25 protein-coding genes and 1 other RNA gene are annotated in these 25,272 nt (G+C 51.3%); 6 read left to right on the top strand and 20 right to left on the bottom strand.

Annotation, left to right across the window (positions count from 1 at the left end):
- Positions 1–74 precede the first annotated feature (74 nt).
- The 4 genes from H569_RS0110305 (at position 75) to H569_RS22520 (ending at position 2,834) form a co-directional block, all read left to right on the top strand.
- A complete protein-coding gene (locus tag H569_RS0110305) occupies positions 75–446 on the top strand; it encodes a hypothetical protein (protein WP_027364934.1) in 372 nt (123 codons plus the stop codon).
- Complete coding sequence (locus H569_RS23630) at positions 418–699, top strand: type II toxin-antitoxin system RelE family toxin (RefSeq protein WP_034630242.1); 282 nt, start codon at positions 418–420, stop codon at positions 697–699. The genes H569_RS0110305 and H569_RS23630 overlap by 29 nt, the downstream gene beginning before the upstream one ends.
- A gap of 132 nt (positions 700–831) precedes the next feature.
- Positions 832–1,254: an ImmA/IrrE family metallo-endopeptidase gene (locus H569_RS0110315; RefSeq protein ID WP_027364936.1), complete on the top strand. Its 423-nt coding sequence runs from the start codon at positions 832–834 to the stop codon at positions 1,252–1,254.
- A 44-nt stretch (positions 1,255–1,298) separates the two neighbouring features.
- On the top strand, positions 1,299–2,834 hold the full coding sequence (locus tag H569_RS22520) for a recombinase family protein (RefSeq protein WP_034630244.1): 1,536 nt from the start codon (positions 1,299–1,301) through the stop codon (positions 2,832–2,834).
- On the opposite strand, the gene ssrA is transcribed toward H569_RS22520, so the two are convergent.
- From ssrA to H569_RS0110340, 5 genes are all read right to left on the bottom strand, one after another.
- Positions 2,813–3,168: a transfer-messenger RNA gene (gene ssrA, locus H569_RS21815) on the bottom strand. The genes H569_RS22520 and ssrA overlap by 22 nt on opposite strands.
- Positions 3,169–3,178: 10 nt before the next feature.
- The gene (gene smpB, locus H569_RS0110325; RefSeq protein ID WP_027364937.1) at positions 3,179–3,634 is read right to left on the bottom strand and encodes an SsrA-binding protein SmpB; all 456 of its coding nucleotides are present in this window, start codon (positions 3,632–3,634) and stop codon (positions 3,179–3,181) included.
- Positions 3,635–3,751: 117 nt separating this feature from the next.
- Positions 3,752–4,303 (bottom strand): HD domain-containing protein, encoded by a 552-nt coding sequence (locus H569_RS0110330; RefSeq protein WP_027364938.1) that lies wholly within the window; start codon positions 4,301–4,303, stop codon positions 3,752–3,754.
- A gap of 17 nt (positions 4,304–4,320) precedes the next feature.
- Complete coding sequence (locus tag H569_RS0110335; protein ID WP_238492524.1) at positions 4,321–4,746, bottom strand: PaaI family thioesterase; 426 nt, start codon at positions 4,744–4,746, stop codon at positions 4,321–4,323.
- Positions 4,747–4,954: 208 nt separating this feature from the next.
- Positions 4,955–5,185, bottom strand: a complete 231-nt coding sequence (locus H569_RS0110340; RefSeq protein ID WP_027364940.1) for a hypothetical protein — start codon at positions 5,183–5,185, stop codon at positions 4,955–4,957.
- Positions 5,186–5,331: 146 nt separating this feature from the next.
- Between H569_RS0110340 and H569_RS0110345 the strand changes: the two genes are divergently transcribed.
- On the top strand, positions 5,332–5,511 hold the full coding sequence (locus H569_RS0110345) for a hypothetical protein (protein WP_027364941.1): 180 nt from the start codon (positions 5,332–5,334) through the stop codon (positions 5,509–5,511).
- 118 nt (positions 5,512–5,629) lie between these two features.
- On the opposite strand, the gene H569_RS0110350 is transcribed toward H569_RS0110345, so the two are convergent.
- The 15 genes from H569_RS0110350 to H569_RS20030 form a co-directional block, all read right to left on the bottom strand.
- On the bottom strand, positions 5,630–7,708 hold the full coding sequence (locus H569_RS0110350) for a sodium-translocating pyrophosphatase (protein ID WP_407638082.1): 2,079 nt from the start codon (positions 7,706–7,708) through the stop codon (positions 5,630–5,632).
- A gap of 241 nt (positions 7,709–7,949) precedes the next feature.
- On the bottom strand, positions 7,950–8,186 hold the full coding sequence (gene secG / locus H569_RS0110355) for a preprotein translocase subunit SecG (protein ID WP_027364943.1): 237 nt from the start codon (positions 8,184–8,186) through the stop codon (positions 7,950–7,952).
- Between the two features lie 83 nt (positions 8,187–8,269).
- Positions 8,270–9,556: a phosphopyruvate hydratase gene (eno, locus tag H569_RS0110360; RefSeq protein WP_027364944.1), complete on the bottom strand. Its 1,287-nt coding sequence runs from the start codon at positions 9,554–9,556 to the stop codon at positions 8,270–8,272.
- A gap of 38 nt (positions 9,557–9,594) precedes the next feature.
- Entirely contained in the window at positions 9,595–11,142 is a 1,548-nt protein-coding gene (gpmI, locus tag H569_RS0110365; protein WP_027364945.1) for a 2,3-bisphosphoglycerate-independent phosphoglycerate mutase, read from the bottom strand.
- Position 11,143: 1 nt separating this feature from the next.
- The gene (gene tpiA / locus H569_RS0110370) at positions 11,144–11,905 is read right to left on the bottom strand and encodes a triose-phosphate isomerase (RefSeq protein WP_027364946.1); all 762 of its coding nucleotides are present in this window, start codon (positions 11,903–11,905) and stop codon (positions 11,144–11,146) included.
- A gap of 124 nt (positions 11,906–12,029) precedes the next feature.
- A complete protein-coding gene (locus H569_RS0110375; RefSeq protein WP_027364947.1) occupies positions 12,030–13,217 on the bottom strand; it encodes a phosphoglycerate kinase in 1,188 nt (395 codons plus the stop codon).
- Between the two features lie 141 nt (positions 13,218–13,358).
- Complete coding sequence (gap, locus tag H569_RS0110380) at positions 13,359–14,390, bottom strand: type I glyceraldehyde-3-phosphate dehydrogenase (RefSeq protein ID WP_027364948.1); 1,032 nt, start codon at positions 14,388–14,390, stop codon at positions 13,359–13,361.
- Positions 14,391–14,670: 280 nt separating this feature from the next.
- Positions 14,671–16,077: an RNA polymerase factor sigma-54 gene (rpoN, locus tag H569_RS0110385; RefSeq protein WP_027364949.1), complete on the bottom strand. Its 1,407-nt coding sequence runs from the start codon at positions 16,075–16,077 to the stop codon at positions 14,671–14,673.
- A gap of 189 nt (positions 16,078–16,266) precedes the next feature.
- Positions 16,267–17,250: a DNA-binding protein WhiA gene (gene whiA, locus H569_RS0110390; protein WP_027364950.1), complete on the bottom strand. Its 984-nt coding sequence runs from the start codon at positions 17,248–17,250 to the stop codon at positions 16,267–16,269.
- Positions 17,251–17,276: 26 nt separating this feature from the next.
- A complete protein-coding gene (thiI, locus tag H569_RS0110395) occupies positions 17,277–18,461 on the bottom strand; it encodes a tRNA uracil 4-sulfurtransferase ThiI (protein WP_027364951.1) in 1,185 nt (394 codons plus the stop codon).
- A 91-nt stretch (positions 18,462–18,552) separates the two neighbouring features.
- Complete coding sequence (locus H569_RS0110400) at positions 18,553–19,725, bottom strand: cysteine desulfurase family protein (protein WP_027364952.1); 1,173 nt, start codon at positions 19,723–19,725, stop codon at positions 18,553–18,555.
- A gap of 313 nt (positions 19,726–20,038) precedes the next feature.
- Entirely contained in the window at positions 20,039–20,212 is a 174-nt protein-coding gene (locus tag H569_RS22525) for a hypothetical protein (RefSeq protein ID WP_157833511.1), read from the bottom strand.
- Positions 20,213–20,364: 152 nt separating this feature from the next.
- Positions 20,365–21,696 carry a gluconeogenesis factor YvcK family protein gene (locus tag H569_RS0110410; RefSeq protein ID WP_027364953.1) on the bottom strand — a complete coding sequence of 444 codons (1,332 nt, stop codon included), beginning with the start codon at positions 21,694–21,696 and terminating at the stop codon, positions 20,365–20,367.
- Between the two features lie 77 nt (positions 21,697–21,773).
- Entirely contained in the window at positions 21,774–22,637 is an 864-nt protein-coding gene (gene rapZ, locus H569_RS0110415) for an RNase adapter RapZ (protein WP_027364954.1), read from the bottom strand.
- A 55-nt stretch (positions 22,638–22,692) separates the two neighbouring features.
- The gene (locus H569_RS20030; RefSeq protein WP_051273576.1) at positions 22,693–23,448 is read right to left on the bottom strand and encodes a PHP domain-containing protein; all 756 of its coding nucleotides are present in this window, start codon (positions 23,446–23,448) and stop codon (positions 22,693–22,695) included.
- 407 nt (positions 23,449–23,855) lie between these two features.
- On the opposite strand from H569_RS20030, the gene H569_RS0110425 reads away from it, so the two are divergent.
- A complete protein-coding gene (locus tag H569_RS0110425; protein WP_027364955.1) occupies positions 23,856–25,262 on the top strand; it encodes a hypothetical protein in 1,407 nt (468 codons plus the stop codon).
- Positions 25,263–25,272 lie beyond the last annotated feature (10 nt).

Genomic DNA, 25,272 nt, shown 5'->3' on the forward strand with positions numbered 1-25,272 from the left:
ATATCCTTACTTATTTGAAGGTAAAGTGGGAACGGGAAAAGAAAAAACGAGAAAAGGGGAAGGGGTAATTTTTAATGAGCATACCCAAAGAAGAACTCCACAGATTAATTGACAGGATTCCGGAACAAAGCGTAGCAAGGGCCAAAAGGTACCTGGAAAGACTGGTAAAAAGCGTACAACCAGAAAGCCCAGCCATGCCGCGACCGCATAACAAACCTTTTTATATTGATCCCACATGCCCAAAATGCGGCACCGTCCTTGTGCTTGCAGATTTATTAGATGATCCCAATGCGCCATGGGATATTGTCTGGCATGACGAATTCATTTGCCCCGCCTGTCGCGACTACATTTACCTGGACTGGCCTGAAAGCGAAAGAACGGCCTTGAGTGGAGGGCAAGAGGAAGGCGTTAGCTGGGATGAATTTAAGCGAGAACTCGACATATAAAGTGCAGCTATTAACCCAACCTCGGAGCTATCTTAAACGCGTTGATCGGGCCACCCAAAAACGCATTGCGACTGCAATTGAGGCTATTTCCGCGAACCCAATAAGCGGACCAAATATAAAGCCATTGCGGGGCTTTAGTCAGAAGTTCAGGTACCGGGTTGGTGACTTACGGATTATTTATGATGTAAAAGCAGAAAAGAGGTTAGTAATTATTGAAGTCATGGGACCACGCGGAGATGTTTATAAAAAATAAGTCTTTACTTACACCCGGTTTCGAGCCCACTTGGCGGATAACAACCTGCTACAATCAAAAGTAGCAGGTTTAGTTTTATCTTTGCATTTAGACATATTTCGACACCTTTTTACGGACAAGCAGGTGATTCTTATGGATTATATTAAACAATCTGTCCAGCAATTAATTAATAAACATGAAACCAAAGACCCCTACCGCCTGGCCCGAGCTATGGGCATTGATGTGGACGAATTCCCCTTTCGCCATATTAAGGGCTTAATACTTGAAATAGCCGGAAATGTAACCATTGTCCTCAACTCAAAACTCCCGGAATGGCTTAAACGGGTTGTTTTGGCCCATGAATTGGGCCACCAGCAATTGTCCCCGCAGAGGATGGGATATTTCTTTATGATAGAAAACACATTTATGGAATCCCGGGTTGAATACGAAGCTAATAGGTTCACAGTTGAACTGCTCACTTGGGGAGAAGAACCGGAATCCGATGAATCCATGGAGCATTTTGCGGCCAGGGTCGGGCTTCCAAAAGAAATGATGCGTTATAAAATAATCAAATAATTACTCAGCTTCAAGCTTATTGACAATATCATGGAGGTAATGATTTGAAAGCTGTAATCTACGCACGCTATAGCAGCGACAACCAACGCGAAGAATCCATTACCGCGCAGATCCGGGCATGTACGGAATATGCCGAAAGAAACGGATATTCAATCATCAAGATATATACCGATGAAGCTAAGTCGGCTCAAACTGACGATCGGCCGGGTTTCCTTAAAATGATGAGTGAAATCAAAGGTAACCTGGTAAGACCGGATTTTTTGATTGTTCATAAAATTGACCGCTTTGCCCGTAACCGGTATGATTCCGCCTTTTATAAACGAGAATTACGCAAAGCCGGAGTTTTGGTTCAATCCGTACTTGAACACCTGGATGACAGCCCGGAAAGCATTATTCTTGAGTCTGTATTGGAGGGTATGGCTGAATACTACAGTAAGAACCTGGCCCGCGAAGTTATGAAGGGCATGAGAGAAACAGCCCTGAAGGCCAAACATACCGGGGGGCTCCCTCCATTGGGGTTTGATGTAGATAAAGATAAGAATTATATTATAAATGAATCCGAAGCACCTGCCGTGCGTATGATTTTTGAAATGCGTGACGCCGGTCATGGATATAACAGTATTCGGGATGCTTTACATAAGCAAGGATACAAAACCAAACTTGGAAAACCTTTTGGCAAAAACAGCCTTCATGAAATACTGCGCAATAAAAAATATATTGGCACATATGTCTTCAATCGTTCGACCAGCAAAACCCCTGACGGGAAAAGGAATAATCATTTATCAAAAAGTTCCGAAGAGGTTATTGAGATACCCAACGCCATTCCGGCCATTATTCCCGAAAGTCTCTTTTGGAAGGTACAAAATAAAATGAATCAAAACAAGAAACTCAGGTCCACTGGTGGCCACAAAGCAAAAGTCGTTTATTTACTCTCAGGCTTAATCTGGTGCGGTGTATGTGGTAAAAGAATGGTGGGCTCGTCCAGCACTTATAAAACCAGAGTAACAAAAGAAACAAGACAGCGTCATTATTACTTGTGCAATAACGCTGATCGTACAAAAACCTGTATCAATAAAAAGATTAATAAACACACTATTGAAGAATATGTAATAAACAAGCTTGAGCAAGGGATATTCAGTGAAGAGGCCATGCCCAGGCTGGCTGAAAAACTATATGCCCATTATTCAAACATTAAGAAGGAAACCGCCGGCGAAGGCGATTATCTTAAAAAAGAATTGGATAAAGTTGACCGGCAGATTAAAAATATTGTTGACGCCATTGCCGAGGGAACTGTTGTAATTCGGGCCTTCGCCGAAAAACTCAAGTCACTGGAAAATGAAAAAGCCACCCTGGAGAATCGCTACCAGGAATGGCTTTTTAAACAACAGGAAGAAATTGTTTCTAAAGAAAAGATTTTAGAGGTTTTAAATACCTACAGACAAGCACTAAACAGTGATGACCCGCTTGTTGTTAAGCAAGTCATCGAAAGATTTGTTAAAGACGTTAAGATCAATACAGACACCATCGAAGTTAATCTAATGGTGTCTGTGCATACGACTGGTGGAGGCGGGGGGAGTTGAACCCGCCGTCCGAAAGAAGAGCCACAAGACCTTCTACGAGCGTAGGTTGTGTTTTAGATTTCGCTCCGCCGGCGCCCACAACCAGGCTCCTTTGGAGCTATCTCGATGAATGTCCCCGTTAGCCTCCGAGAATTGGCTAAAGAGCAAGCCTGCTAATTTGACACCCCGGTCCCGCGCCACAGGCCAGCCCGGGTGGGATGGGCCGCTTTAATTAAGCAGCCAGTGCGTAATTATCGTTGGCAGTTATATTAACTGTCCATCGTTTAACGGGCTGATGGGACCCCGGCTCGCTTATCCTGCCACTAACTTCCCCCGTCGAAACCATTTCGCCCCCATATTCATATTTACAGCTGCTTATTCTTCATGGCCCGGTCCATTTCCCGCTTGGCATCACGGGCAGCAATATCTTCACGTTTGTCGTATTTCTTTTTGCCCCGGGCCAGGGCAAGCTCAATTTTCACCTTACCGTTTTCCTTAAAGTATGCCTTCAAAGGAATCAGCGCAAAGCCTTTTTCCCTGGTCTGGCCATACAGCCGCATGATCTCGCGCTTGTGCATCAGCAGCTTGCGCGGGCGTTTTGGCTCGTGGTTGAACTGGTTACCCTGTTCATACGGGCTTATATGCATATTATATAGTACCAGTTCGCCGTTTTCAACTCGCGCAAAGCTGTCCTGCAGGTTGGCCTTGCCGGCCCTGATAGATTTTACCTCCGTGCCTTTCAAGGAAATACCTGCCTCATAAGTTTCTTCTATATGATATTCATGTCGGGCCTTACGGTTGGCGATAGTCCTGGCCGGCATAACAATTCACTCCTGAATGATAATCAAAGCCCTGCCACCTGATTAGGCGAGGGCTTTTACGCTAACTTAATCTGCTTGCTATGTAATTATACCACCGGCTGCGCTTTTGTCAATGGCTTAAAGGCCCATTTCCCCGGCGATCCCCTGCATGGCTTCCAATCCGAGGGCAATAAATTCTTCCAGACTCAGGCCAATTTCCGAACAGGCAGCGATTATCTCCCTGTTTGCCCCCCGGGCAAAAGATTTTTCCCCAAACTTTTTCAGCAAAAATTCCACGTCTATGGCCGCCAGTTTTTTCTCCGGCTTGATGAGTGCCGCGGCTACAATCAAGCCCGTAAGCGGGTCGATGCAGTATAAGGACTTGTCCATCAGGGATTTGCGCGGGAAACCGTGCGCCTCATTGTGTACTTTAACGGCATAAACAACATCTTCCGGCAGTCCGGCTTCAGCAAGCAGTCGCGCGCCTTCAATGCTGTGGCGGTCCGGGTCGTCCTTGGTGCGGTCATAATCAATGTCGTGCAACAGCCCCGCCAGCCCCCATTTTTCTTCATCTTCACCAAAACGGCGGGCCAGCCGGCGCATGCAAGCCTCAACAGCCAAAGAGTGTTTAATCAAGTTTTTATTTTTCATATGCTGTTTTAAAAGTTGATCTGCCTCGTCCCTGGTCATTTGAAATCCTCCCTGGTTTATAGTTTTTCAGGCTCTATCCGCAAAAACTTGGCCTTTGCAGTAGCGGGGACTTTTCCGTCGGGGAGTATTATTCTGGCAGCCATAAAAAACAGCCTGCCCCTTTTTTCTTCTTCACACCATGACTCAACCGTCAGCTTTGTTTTCACCGGCACACCGAGGCTGTATCTGGTAGTCATTTCCGCCGTCATAATTGATATATCTTTAAACCAAAGCCACCAGGCCATGGTTTCATCCATTAATGCTGCTATCAGTCCCCCGTGCATATAACCGTTCCAACCTTGATGCTCTTCCCCGGCCGTAAATTCAGTGCGGCATTTGTCCCCGTCCATGGTAAATTTCAATTTAAGTCCGATGGGGTTCCTCTCACTACACCCAAAACACATGTGGTCACCGTTTCTAATAGCACCTATCAGATAATTCACCCCCGGAATCTATTTTTACATATTATAACCCAATATGGCAAGTGCTACCTACTAATTAGCAGAATCAATCAGGGTTGCGCGCTTTTCTTATTACCTCTCTGCATTAGTATGGCAGATCCCATTTATTAAACACACAATAAAACCGGCATCATCTGCCGGTCCATAAAATCTTTAAACGCTTAAATTATTAATAATTCCTTATAAACCTTTATAATTCTATACCATGTATATCATTCTGCACCTGCTGCAGCAGCTTCTCTCTTTTAATAATCCTTTCCTCCAGATCTTTGATCCTGTCCGGGTCACCCGCCCCGTGCTTGATTTCAGCCAATTCTTCCTTATTTTGAACTATCTCACGTTCCAATTCATATGAAAAATTCACTTTATCATCGTAAGTCATACCTTTTTTATAGCGCTGTTCAGGATCGCTGTAATCCATATGCTATCCCCCCGTGATCTATTATGTTATTAAAATCATGCCCCGGTGCGGTAATAATATTCGCCATTGTTCTAAATCAAACTGGATTCAACAGTCCCGCCCGTTTATAATAAACAGAACAGATAAAAGCACCGGGAGGGGATTTTTTGGAGCATGTCCAGCTAATTGTAGCCGTAATTGCCTTTATTTTCGCGGCCGGCATGATCCCTATGGCCAAAATGAAAAAGAAAGGTAAAGGCGTGCAGATATGGCGCACAATAACCCTGGCTCTTCTATTTGTCGCCGCACTGTTAGCCATGATTTTTCCTAACTTAAGTAAACACTGATACTTTTATATTGAACTACTTTATCTATTTTTATCCAATTATCACAATAATACACTGACCCCGAAAAAATGCCGGGTGGAATTTTTCCACCCGGCATTTTTGGGTTGCTTGTGATATTTTAGAGTCTTGTGAGCAGTGGACCAAGGATCAGGGAGATAGTTCCCGCAACCTTGATCAGCGGGTTCATGGCAGGACCGGAGGTGTCTTTACAGGGGTCACCAACGGTGTCACCGATAACGGCGGCCTTGTGCGGTTCGCTCTTCTTGCCGCCCAGGTTACCGGCTTCGATATATTTCTTAGCATTGTCCCAGGCACCGCCGGCGTTGGCCAGGAACAGGGCCAGCAGCACACCAACGGTGGTCAGCCCGCCCAGGAAGCCGGCAAGAGCCTTGGCGCCAAGGCCGAAGCCAACAATCGGAGGAACACACACGGCAATAATGCCGGGGAAAATCATTTTCCCAATAGCTGCCTTGGTGGCAATGTCCACGCAGCGGGCGTAGTCAGGCTTGCCGGTACCTTCCATAATACCGGGGATTTCCCGGAACTGGCGGCGAACCTCTTCCACCATACCGAAGGCAGCCTCACCAACGGCGCGCATGGTGCGGGCGCCGACCAGGAACGGAACCGCGCCGCCGATAAACACGCCCACGAGAACCATGGGCTCGGTCAGGTTAACAATGAACTCGTCCAAACCAAATTTAATCTTAACGCCGTCAACATAAGCGCTGAACAGAGCCAGAGCTGTCAGAGCGGCGGAACCGATGGCGAAACCTTTAGCAATAGCGGCAGTGGTGTTACCCACGGCATCCAGCTTGTCAGTTTTCTCACGCACTTCGGGAGGCAGTTCGGCCATTTCAGCAATACCACCGGCGTTGTCGGCAACAGGACCAAAGGAGTCCATGGCAACAACCATACCGGCGGTTGAAAGCATACCCATGGCAGCCATGGCGATACCATAGATGGCCCACACTGCACCCTGTCCTTCCGGAGCGTTGGACTGAACGGACCAGAATGCGAAGTAAATGGCACCGGCGAATACCAGCATCGGAATAAAGGTGGATTCCATACCGACCGCCAGACCGTGAATAACGTTGGTAGCCGGGCCGGACTTGGAAGCTTCGGCGATTTTGATCGCCGGAGGCTTCAGGTTGGAGGTGTAGTACTCGGTAAGGTAGCCCACGGCTACGTTAACTATAAGACCTGCTAAAACAGCCATAAAGATACCGGTTGAAACACTGCCGAAGCTGGGATCGGCAAAAATAGTCTTGGCAATGAACCAGGTGGCTATGGCGGTAAGCACGTTGGTGGTCCACAGGCCCACGTTCAATGCGGCCTGCGGGTTACCGCCTTCACTGGTACGCACGGTAAAGGTGCCGATAATGGCGGCGATAATACCGGCCGCACCTACCAACAGCGGGAAGATGATGCCGGGAAATCCGAACAGGGTGTTACCAATCAGCATAGCCGCAATGGTAGTAGCGCCATAAGACTCGAACAGGTCGGCGCCCATACCTGCAGTGTCACCGACGTTGTCACCAACGTTGTCAGCAATGGTGGCTGGGTTACGCGGGTCGTCTTCCGGAATGCCGGCTTCGACTTTACCCACAAGGTCGGCGCCCACGTCGGCAGCCTTGGTGTAGATACCGCCGCCAACCCTGGCGAAGAACGCGATCATGGAAGCACCAAAAGCAAAGCTGTTAATAATCAGAGGGCTCTTAAAAATAATGAACAGCACTGAAACACCCAGCAGGCCCAGACCGGCAACGGACAGACCCATAACGGCGCCGGCGCGGAAGGAAACCTGCAGAGCTTTGCCCAGGCCGGAGCTGCGAGCGGCTTCAGCAGTACGGGCATTGGACTTGGTGGTACTGTTCATGCCGATATAACCGGCAATGGCGGAGCAAACGGCACCAACCAGGAATGAAATGGCAGATGCGGGACCCACGGGCAGGTGCCCGCCTTCAGGAACAACAATAACGTACTTGAGACCCCACAATATAATGAAAACTACGATTGCAAAAGGTGCAAGTGTCTTGTACTGGCGGTTCATGTACGCCATAGCACCCTCTTGAACAGCCTCGGAAAGCTGCTTCATTTTGGGGGTACCCATGCTTTCTTTAAGCACCTGGGACATTGTAAAAAGAGCAAATAACAAGGCAAAAGCGCCTGCCCCAGCGGCATAATAAGCCAAGGTCATGTTTTCCACTTAAATTTACCCTCCTCTTCCCCATAAATAAATATTTTTTCACAAGCAACTCAATACTCCGTCTACGCTACCAGGGTATAAAAACTCACCTCCTCTAACCCATCATGTCCAAAAAAATTATAGCATAGGGAGTAAAATTTGACAATTGCATAAATAATACTATGCATCAAGCGTAAATATTTATACACATATTATATTTTGGCGAATAAAAAATCCGGGCTTCCCCGGATTTTTATTTACCTGTTATTATGACCAGCACCACCGACGTAACAGCAAAGGCAATCGCCACATACACGGTTATCTTACCCAGAAATTCATCCAGGCCTTTTTTCTTGCCGAAAAATGTTTCAGCGCCGCCGGCAATGGCTCCCGACAAGCCCGCGCTCTTCCCTGATTGCAGCAAAACAACGGCAATCAATCCAATACACAGAATAACGTGTATTACGGTAAGTATTACTTTTAAAACCACAAGTTATTCCTCCTCATCAATTAATGACATTTTAATACACCCGGGAGGAGAAAGCAAGCATGTCTTTGTCTGACAACAATGAATCAGCCCAAGTTATAAAATACCCTGCGTCCTTTAAACAGCGCAGTTCCGGCCAGTTCCTCCTCAATCCGCAGCAGCTGGTTGTACTTGGCCACCCGGTCGGTGCGGGACGGAGCCCCGGTCTTGATTTGCCCGGCATTTACAGCAACCACCAGGTCGGCAATAAAGGGGTCTTCCGTTTCGCCTGAACGGTGGGAAACCACTGCGGTGTAACCGGCCTGCCTGGCCATTTCAATTGCCTCCAGGGTTTCGGTAACGGTCCCGATTTGGTTCAGTTTGATCAAAATGGAATTGGCCACCCCGGCTTCAATGCCCCGGGCCAGCCTCTCTGTATTAGTCACAAATAGATCGTCGCCCACAATCTGCGCTCTGTCGCCGAGCTTATCAGTGAGAAGTTTCCAACCATCCCAATCATCCTCGGACAAACCGTCTTCTATAGAAATAATAGGATACTTATCCACCAGGCGGGCGTAAAATTCAATCATTTCCCGGGAGGAATAGGTCAGCCCCTCACCTTCCAGCATATACTTGCCGTCTTTATAGAATTCCGTGGCTGCCGCGTCAATGGCCAGCGCCACGTCTTCACCAGGCCGGTAGCCCGCTTTTTCTATGGCCTCAACAATTACGGCCAGCGCCTCTTCGTTGGAGCCCAAATTGGGGGCGAACCCGCCTTCATCGCCAACGGACGTGCTCATTCCCTTGTTCTTTAATACCGATTTCAGGGTGTGAAAAACTTCCGCACCCATCCGCAATGCCCCGGCAAAGTCCTCCGCCCCCACCGGCATGACCATAAATTCCTGGATGTCCACATTGTTGTCGGCGTGTTTGCCGCCGTTTAAAATATTCATCATCGGCACCGGCAGCAGCCTGCTTCCGGTACCGCCCAGGTAGCGGTATAAAGGAAGTCCCAGAGCTTTGGCAGCGGCCCGGGCGGCGGCCATAGACACGCCCAAAACGGCGTTGGCGCCCAGTTTGCCCTTGTTGGGGGTGCCGTCCAGGTCGATCATGGTCAAATCAATGCCCACCTGGTCAACGGCGTCAAAGCCGACGATCTCCTCAGCAATGATTTCGTTGACGTTATCCACGGCCTTGGTTACGCCCTTGCCCTTGTACCGGGCGGCGTCCTCATCCCTCAATTCCACCGCTTCATAAGCCCCGGTTGACGCTCCGGAAGGCACCGCGGCCCGCCCCAGGGTGCCGTCTTCCAGCAGCACGTCCACTTCAACCGTGGGATTCCCCCGGGAATCAAGTATTTCCCTGGCTGTTACATCAGTTATAATTGTTGACATATTACTATACCTCCTTTGATGCTGTTAAGTATTTGACTTTATTTTCTTTCCAGCAAACTATTGCCCGTCATTTCAGGTGGTTTTTCCAGCCCCAGCAAATCCAACACCGTGGGAGCAACGTCCTGCAGCGAGCCGGTTTTCAACCCGGCCCCGGTGTAATCGTCATCCACCAAAATAAACGGCACCGGGTCGGTGGTGTGCGCGGTATGGGGATGCCCGGCGTCATCCTGCATCTCTTCAGCGTTACCGTGGTCGGCGGTTATAATAGTTATTCCCCCTGCTTCTTTTACCGCCTTTACCGCCCGGCCGATGCACCGGTCAACAAACTCAATCGCCTTGACCGCAGCCTGCATCACCCCGGTATGCCCCACCATGTCCGGGTTGGCGTAATTCATTATGATAACATCGTAAACCTTATCGCCCAGCTTGTTGATCAGAGCATCGGTAATCTCTCCGGCGCTCATCTCGGGCTTCAAATCATAGGTTGCCACCTTGGGCGAGGGAATCAGCACGCGGTCCTCACCCTTGTTGGGCTGTTCCACCCCGCCATTGAAAAAGAAAGTCACGTGAGCGTATTTTTCGGTCTCGGCCAGGCGCAGCTGCCGCAAGTTACGATAGCTGAGCACTTCCCCCAGCGTATTCACAAGCACCTGGGGCCTGAAGGCCACCGGCGCCTCAATGGTCTTATCGTACCTGGTCATGCAAACGTAATGCACCTTGGGGTGCCCCTGCGGCCGTTCAAAGCCGTCAAACTTTTCATCAACAAAGGCCCGGGTGATTTCCCTGGCCCGGTCGGGACGGAAATTGAAGAAAATTACCACATCGCCGCCGGCAACCCTGCCCACAGGTTCCCCCCGGTCATCAACGATCACCGTCGGCTTGACAAATTCATCGGTCTCTTGGCGGGCATAGGCCTGCTCCACCGCTTCCAGCGCCGATTTGGCCTTAAAGCCCTCTCCCAGCACCATGGCGTTATAGGCCTCTTTTACCCTTTCCCATCTCCGGTCCCGGTCCATGGCGTAGTAGCGGCCCATAACCGTGGCCACCCGGCCGCACTCCATTTGCTCCGTCTTTTCGGTTAAAGGAATTATGTACTCTTTGGCGTTGGCCGGGGGCACATCCCGCCCGTCTAAAAAAGCATGCACAAATACGCGGTCCACCCCCTGGTCCCTGGCCAGTTCCAGTAAGGCATAAAGGTGCTGGATATGGCTGTGCACCCCGCCGTCCGACAGCAATCCCATCAGGTGCAGCGCTGATTTCCGCTCCCGGGCTTTCTCAACAGCCTCCAGCAGCACCGGGTTATCGTAAAAACTGCGGTCACGGATAGCGCGGCTGATTCTGGTCAATTCCTGGTAAACAACTCTCCCCGCACCCATATTCAGGTGCCCCACTTCCGAATTACCCATCTGGCCGTGAGGCAAACCCACTTCCTCCCCCGAACTGGCCAGTATGGTATGCGGATACCTGGCCAGCAGCCCGTCCATATTCGGCGTGCGGGCCTTGGCTATGGCGTTGCCCTCTTTCTTTTCGCTCAAACCCCATCCGTCCAGTATTATCAGTGCCAGGGGCTTTTTAACTGGTGCCAAGTTAATTTCCTCCCAAATTTTTGATAATTCCCGCAAAACTTTCAGCGTCCAGGCTGGCCCCGCCAACCAGCGCGCCGTCGATATCGGGCTGGGCCATCAGGCCGGCGGCGTTACCCGGCTTAACACTACCACCGTACTGGATGCGGGTGGCCGCGGCAAAACCGGCTCCCAGCAGCCGGCCCAGGGTTTCCCGGATAAACCTGTTAACCTGCTGGGCATCTTCATTTGATGCCGTGCGGCCGGTACCGATGGCCCAAACCGGCTCGTAAGCCACCACCAAACCCGCTGCCCTGTCCGCGCTCAAGCCGGCCAGCGAGCCCTCCAACTGCTTGCGCACCACTTCTTCCGTTCTGCCGGCTTCCCGCTCCTCCAACCGCTCCCCTACACACACAATGGGCACCAGGCCATGTTCCAGTGCGGCAAACACTTTCTTATTCACCGTTTCGTCTGTTTCACCAAAAAACTGCCGGCGCTCGGAATGGCCCAGTATAACATACTTGCACCCTGCTTCCTTGAGCATACCGGGAGAGATTTCCCCGGTATAGGCGCCCTCGGACTCCCAGTACATGTTCTGGGCCCCCAGTTCTATGCCCGTCCCGGCCAGCTGCTCAGCCACCGTAGCCAGGGCTGTGAAGGGCGGGCACAGTACGATCTCCACCCCGGATACACCCGTTACCAGCCCTTTAAAAGAAGCAACAAAATTGACCGCCTCACCGACGGTCTTATACATTTTCCAGTTTCCCGCTATAATTGGCTTTCGCACTTTTATTCACCCCGGTAACCGTTTTACAAAATACACCCGAGTAGTCAGAATTCAGAATACTTTAGACGATAAACTTTTTCTTATTCTGACTCCTGTATTCTTACTCCTGACTCCTGACTCCATCTTACTTATCCTGTAACGCCGCCACTCCGGGCAGCACTTTACCCTCCAAAAATTCCAGGGATGCGCCACCACCGGTGGAAATATGGGTCACTTTGTCCGCCACCCCGGCCTTTTTCACCGCCGACACGGAATCGCCCCCACCGATAACTGAAACCGCGTCACTGTCAGCGACGGCCCTGGCTATTGCCATTGTGCCGCCGGCAAAGGGCTCCATTTCAAACACTCCCATCGGCCCGTTCCAAACTATCGTGGCGGCTTGCTTAATACGGTCGCTGAAATTGTTAACCGTTTGGGGCCCTATATCCAGCGCCATGAATTCCCCGGGGATACTATCGACAGACACCACCTTGGATTCAACACCGGGCGTAGCCGCCGGGGCTACAACCACGTCAACAGGCAGCAGCAGATCAACGCCTTTATCCCCGGCCTTCCGCACAAGCTCTTTGGCCAGGTCTGCCTTGTCGGCTTCAAGCAGCGACTTGCCGACCTCCTTGCCGCCGGCCTTTAAAAAAGTATTGGCCATTCCACCGCCAATAAGCAGGGCGCTTACCTTGTCCAACAGATTATTAATCACAGCTATTTTATCGGAAACCTTGGCGCCGCCGATAATGGCCACAAAAGGCTTGGCCGGAGATTCCAAAACCCGGCCCAGCATCCGGATTTCTTTTTCCATTAAGAAACCCGCCACCGCGGGCAAGAACTCAGCCACGCCTGCTGTGGAAGCATGGGCCCTGTGGGCCGTGCCAAAGGCATCGTTTACATAAACATCGCCAAGCCCGGCCAACTTCCGGGCAAAATTTTCGTCGTTTTTTTCTTCCCCGGGGTAAAAGCGAACATTCTCCAGCAGCAGCACATCGCCGCCGGCCATTGCCGACACCGCCTGCTGAACTTCTTCCCCCACACAATCATCAACTTTGCGCACTGAAACCCCGGGCAGCAATTGCTGCAGGCGCCCGGCAACGGGGTCCATGCTGTATCTTTCATCCACCTTGCCTTTGGGACGCCCCAGGTGCGACATCAGGATAACCTTGGCCTTTTCCCCAACCAGGTATTTTATGGTAGGCAGTGCCGCAACAATCCTGGTATCATCGGTTACATTACCTTCTTTGTCCAGGGGTACGTTGAAATCTACTCTTACCAACACCCGCTTGCCGGAGACGTCAATGTCCCGTACGGTTTTCTTGGCCATACAATCCCCCCTATGAAATTCGCTTCGATATTATAGAATTATAATTATTCTTCGGAAGTCAGAATTCAGTAGTCAGAATTCAGAATATTACAAGGCGATAAACCGCTCTCTTATGCCGACTCCTGACTCCTTAAGTACGAATTATATACCTTTTTCGGCCATATATTCAACAAGATCTACAACCCGGTTGGAATACCCCCATTCATTGTCATACCAGGCCAGGACCTTGATCATATCATCATCCATAATCATTGTGGCAAGCCCGTCAACGATGGAGGAATGCGGGTCGCCGGTATAATCCATGGAAACCAGCGGCATTTCGCTGTATGCCAGTATACCCTTTAATTCATTTTCGGATGCATCTTTGAGGGCTGCATTAACCTCTTCCCTGGTTGCCTTTTTCTGTAATTGCGCCACCAGATCCACCACGGAAACATTCAGAGTCGGCACCCGCATGGCCATCCCGTTCAATTTTCCCTTCAATTCCGGCAGCACCAGCGCCACAGCCTTGGCCGCCCCCGTAGTGGTGGGAATAATCGACATGGTGGCGGCGCGCCCGCGCCGGACATCCTTGCTGGGCATATCTAAAATTTGCTGGTTGTTGGTCACCGCGTGAACGGTGGTCATAAGACCCTTGACGATACCAAAGTTCTTATGCAGCACCTTGGCGACAGGAGCCAGGCAGTTGGTGGTACAGGAGGCGTTGCTGACAATATTATGTACGGACGGGTCGTATAATTCCTCATTAACCCCCATCACCACCGTCAGGCAGTCACCCTTGGCCGGCGCTGAAATGACCACCTTTTTAGCCCCTCCTTTCAGGTGGGCCGCTGCTTTATCCGGGCTATTGAACTTGCCTGTGGATTCCACCACCAGGTCAACACCGAGGTCCCCCCACGGTAAAGCAGCCGGATCAGCTTCAGATAATAACTTTATTTCTTTGCCGTTAACTGATATGGTATCTTTATACCCAATTATTTCTTCTGCCAGCCTGCCGTGAATAGAATCGTATTTTAGTGAATAGGCAAGCTTGGGGGCGAACTCATCATCCATAGGTAACCTGCGTGATTTATGATTAACGGCCACCACCTCAATATCAGAACGCCGTAAAGCTACACGCAAAACAAGTCGCCCTATTCTACCAAAGCCGTTAATCCCAATTCTTACCGCCATTTTTGTTACCCGCTCCTTTCAATAGTATACCTTAGTCACCGGTATTTTTATAATTATGATATACTTTATTCTTCAATTAACGGATTGTTTCCTCTTTTTTTGTATACAAGATTAATAAAAAATGAAGTCAGTAGTCAGAATTCAGAATACAGAATACTTCGAGACGATCAATCGCTCTTTCATTCTGGCTCCTGAATGGTAGTCAAAAAATAAAGGCACCCTGAAAATGGCACCTCACTGGTAAAGCGTTGAGATTGTTTCGCTTTGCTCGCAATGACATTTAATACCGCTTGCGGATTCTGATGGGTGGGATGCCCAGTTCATCCCGGTACTTGGCCACTGTGCGCCGGGATATTTTTACGCCGCGGCGCCCGAAAATATCGGCAATTTGCTGGTCATTCAGCGGGTTCCTGGCATCTTCAACCTCCAAAATTTCCTGCATTATTTTTTTAATGCTTTCGGCGGAAATCATCGACCCTCCTGTATTGCTCAGGCCGGAGGAAAAGAAATACTTCATTTCAAAGACACCCTGCGGGGTCTGGATATACTTGTTGGACGTGGCCCTGGAGACCGTGGATTCATGCAGCCCGACAATATCAGCCACAGTTTTGAGGTTGAGCGGCTTTAAATATTTAACTCCATATTCAAGAAAGTCCCGCTGCAGGTCCACCAGGCACTTTGTCACTTTGTACAGGGTCAGGCGCCGCTGCTCAATGCTCTTGATCAACCAGGCGGCCGCGTTTAGTTTATGCTCAACAAATTTTTTAGTCTGGTTATCACCCTTATCCTGGTTTAAAAACGCACGGTAAGTGTTGTTAATGGTCAACCTGGGTACAGTTACATCGTTGATAATAATCACATACTCATCTTCAACTTTGTTTAAAACAATATCCGGTACAATGTACCTGTTTTCACCATTCCCGCTAAAGTTGCGGCCCGGCTTCGGGTCCAAAGTTTTAATCAAGTCAGCCACCCGCTGTAATTCTTGAACCGGCACGCTGAATAATTGAGCCAAACGATTATACTTACCTTCGGCCAGGTCGGTCAGATGCCTGGTTACCACATTAATCACCAGCTCATCTTCAATACCCAGGTGCGCAAGCTGGATCAGCAGGCATTCCTGCAAGGAACGGGCCCCGACGCCGGGGGGGTCGAAGGTCTGGACAACCTTCAGCGCATCCGTAACAGCGTCACGGCCTGTACCCAACTGCCTGGCTATTTCATCAATTGAACAATTGAGATACCCGTTATTATCAATACTGCCAATGATATATTCAGCTATGGCGTACTGCGGCCCCTCACATTTGGACAGGCTAAGCTGGAACATCAGGTGTTCCAATAATGTCGGCGAGCGGCTGATGAAATTCTCATAACTGAATTCATTGGGCTCAGGCCTCACCTCGGAACGGGTCAATCCTAAATCACTGCTGTCATGGAAATAATCCTGCCAGTCAATATCATATTCATTTTCCCCGGTATCTTCCGCAGCCGCGGTCTGTTCCCCGGCCGCCAACTGCTCAATTTCTTCCTCCCCCACCTCGAGCAAGGGATTTTCCTGGAGCTGCTGCTCTATATACATCCCCAGCTCAAGGGTAGATAATTGTAAAACAGCAATGGCCTGGCGCAATTCCGGGGTCATTATTAACTTTTGGGTCTGAATCACATTAAGGCCGTAACCCATGCGCATAGCCAGAAATCCTCCACTATAAATTTTAATTATTTTGAAAAAATTTAATAATAATATTCTGCAGCTACATGCAAAAATCCTGCCCAGTTTTTTAAAACCAATATATTCAGTTGACAGGTAAATGATTACAGCCGGCGCGCAAACCGGCGCTATTACCGGCATTATGTCCAATCCGGCAGCCGGCGCCGCTTATTTCTCAACGCCCGTGCCCCCGTGCTTTGCCGGAATATTTAACAGCCCGCCGGAGTGCAACTTTTCCGCAATTTTGTCCAGCTTGCGCAAGCGGTGGTTAACACCCGACTTGCCCAGGGGCGGGTCCATCATTTCACCAAGCTCTTTCAGGCTGGCATCCGGGTAGTGCAGCCGCAGCTCAGCCACTTCCCGCAGCGGGCGGGGGAGTTTTTCAATTCCCATTGTCCCGGCGATAACCCTTATATTTTCAGACTGGCGCATTGCGGCGTCAACGGTTTTATTCAAATTTGCAGTTTCGCAGTTCACCAGCCGGTTGATCTTGTTGCGCATGTCCTTGTAAATTCTGGTATTTTCAAACTCCAGCAAGGCCGTATGGGCCCCCATAATGTTCAGGCACTCCACAATTTGCTCGCTGTCTTTAAGGTACACTACATACCATTGCTTGCGGGAGCTGATTCTGGCCGGCAACCCGAATTGCTGCAGCAAATTGGAGATGTCCCCGGCGTGCCGGCCGTCACCGGTAATAATTTCCAAATGGTAGGTGCCGCCGGGGTTGTTTACAGACCCCCCGCCCAGGAAAATTCCGCGCAGGTAGGAGCGCCTGCAGCATTCTTTTTGCAACAGTTTCTCCGGCAGCCCCTCCTGCAGGGAACCGTTATCGTTCAACATGCCCAGCTCAACCAGCATTTTCTGCAGCTCCGGCTGGGGCGGTATCCGCACCATGTAGACGTTATTCTTGCGCAGCCGCACCTTTTTTTTAACCAGCACTTCCGGCCGGATGCCGAAAAGGTCTTTGCTCAGCTTGATCACCTTGCGGGCCACCGCCGCATTGTGATTGGTTATATTCAATGCAATTTTGCGGCCGTTGATCTGCAGCGTGCCGTCCATTTTAATCAACGCGGCCAGCTCGCTGGTCTTGCAGCACCGGCGCGGGCCGATCACCCTGGCCAGCTCGTTTTTGGTTATCAAAGAAAAACTCATGGGATCACCACGTTAAAGTTAAAATATTAACTCTTGATTATTTCCACCGCGGTGCGGTCCAGGGCGCCGGCAAGCAGCTCTTCCACCTCCAGCGCCTCCTCGGCCTGCCGGGCTTGCTCCGGCCGGGGCCTTGTCGCCGGGTGTTTGGGTAAAAACAGGGTACAGCAGTCTTCATAGGGCAGCACTGATGTTGCAAAGGTGCCGATGGCCTGGGCCCGGCTGATTATCTCCGCCTTGTCCATACCCACCAAAGGGCGCAGCACCGGGATATTAATCACGTAATTGATCACCCGCATGCTTTCCAGGGTCTGGCTGGCCACCTGGCCCACGCTTTCCCCGGTAACCAGGGCCAGCGCCCCCTGCTGTCCGGCAATGCGTTCCGCCAGGCGGAACATCATTCTGCGCATCAGGGTAACCCTCAGTTCCTCCGGGCAATTTTTCTGAATTTCTTTTTGTATCTCCGTAAAATGCACCACATGCAATTTGACCCGCGAAGTGTAATCAGCCAGTATCCTGCACAGGTCACGGACTTTCTCCAGCGATTTTTCCCCGGTAAAAGGAAAGCTGTAAAAATGAACGGCCTCGATCTCAATGCCCCTCTTCATGGCCATCCAACCCGCCACCGGGCTGTCGATGCCCCCGGACAGCAGCAGCAGCGCTTTGCCGGAGGCCCCCACGGGCAAGCCCCCCGCTCCCGGGATATCGGCAGCATAGACAAAGGCATTTTTCTCTCTGATTTCAACGTTTACCTTGATTATGGGTTTGTGCACATCCACCTGAAGGCCTGGAAAATTTTCCAACAGGTAGCCGCCGATTTGGCCGTTAATTTCAGGCGAAGTAAGCGGGAACATTTTATTGGAGCGCCGGGCCTCCACCTTAAAAGTCAAAGGCGTCCCCGGCGGCAGCTGCACCAGGGCGGCGGCGTCCTTTAAGGTTTGCAGCGCCCCCCCGCTGACGGCCTGCATGTCCAAGGGCAGGCGCAGCGCCGGGCTGACGCCGACAATGCCGAACACCTTGCTCAGCCTGTCCAAAACCAGCGCCGGCTCGGCTTCACTTTCCACCACCAGGCGGCCGTAAACGCGCTCCACCCGGGCGGGGCCGGTTTTACCCAGCGCCCGCCTCATATTTTCCATTAACCGCCGCTCAAACTGCGGCCGGTTTTTCCCCTTTAATCCGATTTCACCGTAACGTATCAGGTATGTATTGTACATGGTTAGTGGTTCCCCCGGTATGTTATTTTGGTTTAATTATATCCGTTCTCTGAAAAACGCTATAAGTTGGCGGGCCGTACCACTCCAACCGTTAACCGTAAAGCTCCCTTAACTCATGCACCACCCCGGCGGTGACCTCCACGGCGTAATCTATCTCCGCAGCCGTATTCAGCGTCGAAATACTGAACCGCACGGCCCCTTCCACCAATTGTTCAGCCAAACCCATAGCCCTCAGCACATGGCTGCCCGGCTTTTTCCTGGAAGAGCAGGCCGAGCCGGTGGAAACATAAACACCCCGCCCCTCCAGTGCGTGCAACAGCACTTCACCCCTGAGGCCGGGAAACGAAATATTGGCTATCTGGGGGGCGCAGCCGGGCTCATCCTCCCGGCAGGCCGGGCCGTTCAACACCGCGCCCGGCACGGCGGCAAGAATCCCGTCCACCAATTTCTTTTTCAAGTTAAACAACTTGGGAGCCGTTTCCCGCGCTTCCCGTGCAATTATCCCTGCGGCGACACCAAAACCGGCAATTCCGGGCACATTCTCCGTGCCCGAGCGCAAACCCCATTCCTGGCCCCCGCCGGCCACCAGCGGCTTCAGGGGCGTGCCCGGCGCCGCGTACAGCGCCCCCACCCCCTTGGGCCCGTGCACCTTGTGGGCGCTGACCGACAGCAGGTCGATGCCCAGCTCCGGCGGGCGCAGGGGCAACTTGCCGTAAGCCTGAACCGCGTCAACATGCCAGAAAAGCTTCCGGCCGGCCCCGCGGAACTCCTTGATCACGGCGCTTATGTCAGCCAGCGGCTGCACCGCGCCCACTTCATTGTTAACGTGCATGATCGAAACCAGGTAGGTATCTTCCCGTAAAGCCCTCGTCAAATCTTCGGGATCCACCATACCCACATTATTTACGGGCAATACCGTTATTTCCATACCCCGCTCCCGCAGCTGCCCGCAGGCGTTCAACACGGCCGGGTGCTCCACCGCCGTAGTAATTACATGTTTGCCCTTGCGTCCCGGCTGCAGTCCTTTAACAGCCAGGTTAATCGCCTCGCTGCCCGCCCCGGTAAAGATAATGTTCGAGGCTTCGACCCCCAGGCTGTCCGCCACGGCTTCCCGGGCCCGGGCCACCGCGCGCCCGGCCTCAACCCCTTTGCGGTGCAGCGAAGAAGGGTTGCCGTAATAATCCTCCATAGCCGCCAGCACGGCCTTGACGACCTCAGGGTAAGGCCGGGTGGTGGCGCTGTTATCAAGATAAACTTCCCGCAAAACGCTAAAACCTCCTGCAAAACGTTAAAAAAAGGACTAGTTTTGATATTAATTCATAGTATACCTTAATTTGGAGAGCGTCAAGCATGCACAAATTGGCATAAAAAAACGCGCGCTTAATCAGTTCCCTTAGCGCGCGTTTTAATACTTTATACCTTAGCCCTTGCCATATATACGGCAAGGTATACTTTCCTAAAGTGAAAAAACACCGGGATCAACGCCCGGGATTTAGGAAAGGGGACACACCTCCCCTTTGGGGTCATGGCTTATAGGCCGGAGGTATGTCCCAAACAACATCCCAATGAAAGTGGAATTAGCGCAGTTTGTACCTTTTTACCACTCCGGAGTTGGATTGTCTGACCGCAATTGTATGAAGTGAATCAGCTATGCTTTTCGCAAACCAGATAAAAGGGATGGTTAAGACCACAGAAGTAAGTGTCAGGGCCAGCATACCGGTGTGATGGGGATCCATCTCTTTTTTAAACAAAACGGACACCTCCTTGAAAAATAGTGATGTCCGAGCAGCAAGTCAATCATACGGTGTAGTTTATGGTGTTGTAACCGCAATCAGATCAAACTGGCCGGGATTGCCACGTCGCTCCGCTCCTCGCAATGACAAAAGCAGGGACGTAATTTCATTTACAGGGCGGCACTGTCTTTTTTGATTTGTTTATTTTCTAAATAACTGTTAATTGGAATAACCCTTTCCGGGTAACGGTCTTCGCATACAACGCGCATAACCAGGCGGGCCAGCTTACCCGGGTGATGTCTGGCCACATTGCCTTTTTGCAAGAGCCTGCCAGTTACAGGAATGACGCCCATTTCCTTCACAGCCTGTAAATCCGCCTCGACGGGAACAGCGCCCTCCCTGCGGTAACGCCCCAGCAGCCGCAAAGGGACAACGCCGGTGTTGATGATCATGTAATCAACGATGTTTCCCGCGTGATCAACCAGTGCACGCAGGTGCCTTGAAGCGGAATAACCGTCTGTTTCTCCCGGTTGGGTCATTACATTGCAGATATAAATTTTAATCGCCCGGGAAGCAGCAATGGCTTCCGGTATACCCGGCACCAGCAAATTGGGCAGGATGCTGGTGTAAACGCTGCCCGGGCCCATAATAATCGCGTCAGCTTCCTGAATGGCTTTTAAAGCCTCTCCGGTGGGCCGGCAATTGTCCGGCTCCAGGAATACCCGTTTAATCCGGCCGCCCCCGCCGGGGATTTTTGATTCGCCCCTGACAATGGTGCCGTCCTCCAGCTCGGCGCACAATCGCACATCCGCCAGCGTCACCGGAAGCACCTGGCCCCGTATCGCCAGAACCCTGCTCAGGCCGCGCACAGCCGCATCAAAGCCCCCGGCAATATCGCAAAGGGCCGCCAGCAAAAGATTCCCCATATTATGACCTTTTAGTTCCCCGGATGGGAAACGGTATTGCAGCAGTTCCTCCATCAGCGGTTCCCGGTGGGCCAGGGCCACAAGACAATTGCGCACATCGCCGGGCGGCAAAATACCCAGATCCCCGCGCAACCTTCCGGAACTGCCGCCGTCATCCGCCACAGTTACTATGGCGGTCAAATTGCAGGTATACTCCTTCAACCCCCTGAGCAAAACCGGTATACCCGTACCGCCGCCGATAACCACAATCCGCGGCCCCTTTTCAAGGTAACGCCTGGCGTAAATGATGTCGAGCAGGCTGTTTCCGCCCGGCAGCACCGGTCCGACCAGGGACCGGAAGGCCCGGAAGGCGCCGTATCCCCCCAGGCATAAGCCTGCAAGCATAATTACCGGCCCCAAGGCCCAGATATAATTTCCGGCTGCATCATTGAACAGCTGATCAATCAATATCCTGGAACCGGAAAACACAGAACCGGTAAAAAGAACCCCACCGGCACAAACCAGTAAAGCGCCCAGTAACAAAAGCAAAATCCAGCGCTTCACCTTCATGCCCGGGTACAACCATCTGATTAGCATTGGGCAAGCACCCCGCCGATTATTAGTTGATTATTATTTGTCAGACATAGCAGTCACCGTAAACCGGTAACGCGATATTAACCGCTTTTGCCGATATCCCTGTGGCGAACGGTAACCCGGTAATCTTTTTTATTTAAGGCATCCCCCAAACGATTGGCAATGGCCACCGAGCGGTGCATCCCGCCCGTGCAGCCGATTGAGATCATCAGTGTTGTCTTGCCCTCATTAATGTAGCAAGGTATCAAGAACTCGATCAATCCGGTAAATTTTTGCATAAATTCAGCGGTTACCGGCGAATTAAACACAAACTCCTCAACCGTAGGATCATTGCCCGTAAGCGGCCGCATCACCGGGTCATAATAAGGATTGGGCAGAAAGCGAACGTCGATGACCAGGTCGCTGTCCAGCGGAATCCCGTATTTAAAGCCGAAAGAAATTACCGAAACCAGTAATTTGATTGATTGGGCATCCCCGCTGAACAGTTCCGTCAATTTTTCTTTGAGCTGCCGGGGAGAAAGATCGGAAGTATCAATAATCAAGTTGGCGCAACCCCGGATCTCTTCCAGCATGGCCCTTTCTTCTTGAATGCTGGGCAGCACCTCACCGGTACCCAGGGGATGACGGCGCCTGGATTCCTTAAACCTGCGGATCAGTACGTCATCGGCCGCTTCCAGGAACAAAATTTCAAAATTTATCTTGTTAGCGTGCAATTCATTCAGTACTTCCGCAAGGTCCCTGAAAAATTCCCCGCCGCGAATATCCACGACTAATGCTATATTATTAATCCGGCGGGCGGTTTGTGCACACAGCTCGGCAAACTTGGGAATTAATGTGGGCGGGAGATTGTCCACGCAAAAATACCCTAAATCCTCCAGGCTGCGCATGGCCTGGGTTTTGCCGGCCCCGGAAAGACCGGTTACTATAACCATTCGTGCAGACATTAAAAAATCCCTTCCTATTTAGTCTCTATTTATGTTATTTTTAAACATTTATGCTCTAATTTGCTAAATAATTTAACCCTTCGCGGGCGTTGAGGACCTGTTCGGGCGGCACCCGGTTTTTTGCCAGCAGGGCCAATCCTTCAGCCAGCTCACCAACTGATTCCGGGTAATGGGCATCACTGTTGACCACCAGGGGCGCGCCCCATTTGAGGGCCGCCTTGATCACCCCGTCCCGGTCGTAATGGTGGCCCGCATTGATTTCCATGGCACACCCCCTGCTTGAACAGGCCCGGGCAATTTCATCCAAATCCACATCCATCATCAAGCCGGGATGGCTGACAAAAGCCGGCCTGTTTTTGTATATCGCCGCCACCAGGGCCTTGGTGTTGGCTCCGCGCATCATGGCCCGCACCCGCCCGGAATAACGTCCCAACCAACCGGGCAAAATCCAAGTCAGGGTTTGCATAACCGGTTTGCACCACACCTGGGGGTGCAGACCGGCAATCAAAATATCCAACTTGCCGGCCACCTCGTCAGGGATGTCAATATCACCTGACAGGCTGACAACATTGGCCTCGGCCCCCACCAGCACACGTATGGAATACCTTTCGGCCAGCCGGGCCGCCTGTTCCTTTAATTCCAGGTAAACCCGGGCCGCCCTGACGCCGATGAACATGCCGCGGGGGCCGTGGTCGGTGATGGCAACCTCATCCAGGCCACGGCGGGCCGCCGCCGCCACAATTTGTTCGGGCGTCATACTGCCGTCGCTGTAACAACTGTGCGTATGCCAGTCGGCGTATAATTGCAACATGCATCGCCCCTATCGTGAAAAAACTTTGACGGAATATCTTCAGATGTCCAACTGCCGGCTAATTTTAACTTTACTGCAATTTATTATTTTTATTTATTTTTATTGATTTAAAAGGAATAGGTATTTTATGTCAAATATATACTATTGGGTGTAACTAAGTTTTCCCCAATTATCATACACCTGGCGGTTACAAATAATTTTGCTCAAAGCTGTTGTTTTAATTCGCCGGCCGCGGCCAATTACCTACCGGGCACTTTAAATAATTGCCGGGCGACCCTGCCATAAGGGCGGTTCGGAACGGTTCGAACGTCCCCGCAGCGCAGCGAATGGCCGCATGTAAGAAACAAACCGCGACAAGAGAACCGTCCCCGTGTCGCATATAAAAAATATTATAAGGATGTGGTCCAGTGAAAAACTTGCTCAATGTCGATACCGGCCACCTAATAGGCCATGAAGGACGTGCCGGGTTCATTTCCACTGATGAATTCGGCCGGTTTGCAGAGAAATATGGCGGCGTATTTGAGAAAGTACAGTCGTCGTTAAGAGCAAAAAGCTCTCAAATGACCATTGCGCTGGACGAGGAGCCCAAGCTGCCCGGAATAAAAGCTATAGCCAAGAAATTGGCCGCAAAGTATGAACACATTCTGCTGCTGGGCATCGGAGGGTCTGCCCTGGGGGCCAGGGCGGTTTTGCAATTCCTGAAAGGCCCTTTTTATAACCTGGAAAGCCACGGACACCCGCGGATCTTCGTGCTGGACAACATCGACCCGGTGATCACCGGAAAGGTGGAAGAGTTAATCGATATTAAAAAAACAGCCGTCATTTACACCAGCAAATCAGGTTCCACACCGGAAACGGCGGCCCAGTTCATTTATTTTTACAACAAATACCGCTCGGCGGGAGGCGACCCCCGCGATATCGTAATCTGCTGCGACCCCGGCGACAACGGAATCAACCGGATTGCCGGGGGCTTAAACTGCCACCTGCTGCACATTCCCCGCAATTTGGGCGGGAGATATTCCGTTTTATCCTCGGTGGGGTTCCTGCCGGCGGAGCTGGCCGGAATCGACAGCGGCGGGCTGCTGGCGGGCGCCAAGGCGGTGCACGATTATATCACCACCACGCCCGCCGCCGAAAACGCGTTATTTACCCTGGGCACCTGCCTGCACGAACTGTCCCTGCGGGGCAAGTCCATCCATGTCCTGTTTAATTACAGCAACCTGTTGTATGAGTTTGGGCTGTGGTTCGTGCAGTTATGGGCGGAAAGCCTCGGCAAAAGGCTGTCGCTGTCCGGAGAAGTGGTGCAGGCGGGGACAACACCGCTCACCAGCCTGGGCGCCACCGACCAGCACTCCATCCTGCAGCTTTTCAAGGAAGGACCCGATGACAAGGTATTTGGCTTTATCAGGATTGAAAACGTTCCCCGGGACATCACCCTGCCCGGCGAATTCACAGGGGAAAAAGAATACGCTTACTTTGCCGGCCATACCATGCACGGGCAGCTCCATATCGAGCAGTTGTCAACGGAAATGAGCCTGGCCGGGGCCGGAAAACCCTGCTACCGCATCGGTGTCAGCGAAATATCGGAAGCATGCCTGGGAGCACTGTTTTACTTTTACGAGGCGCTGGTGGTTTATACCGCGGCGCTGTGGAACATCAACCCTTACGACCAGCCCGGGGTGGAAGAGGGGAAAAACATAACTTATTCTTTAATGGGCCGGCAGGACTACAGCCACCGCCGGGAAGAATACCGGCAGGCCGTGGAGCGATACGAACAGGAAAGAAAAAACTTTAATCTACACCTACGCCATTAATGTTAAATAA

The sequence above is a fragment of the Desulfotruncus alcoholivorax DSM 16058 genome (assembly GCF_000430885.1).
Taxonomy (GTDB): Bacteria; Bacillota; Desulfotomaculia; order Desulfotomaculales; family Desulfallaceae; genus Desulfotruncus; species Desulfotruncus alcoholivorax.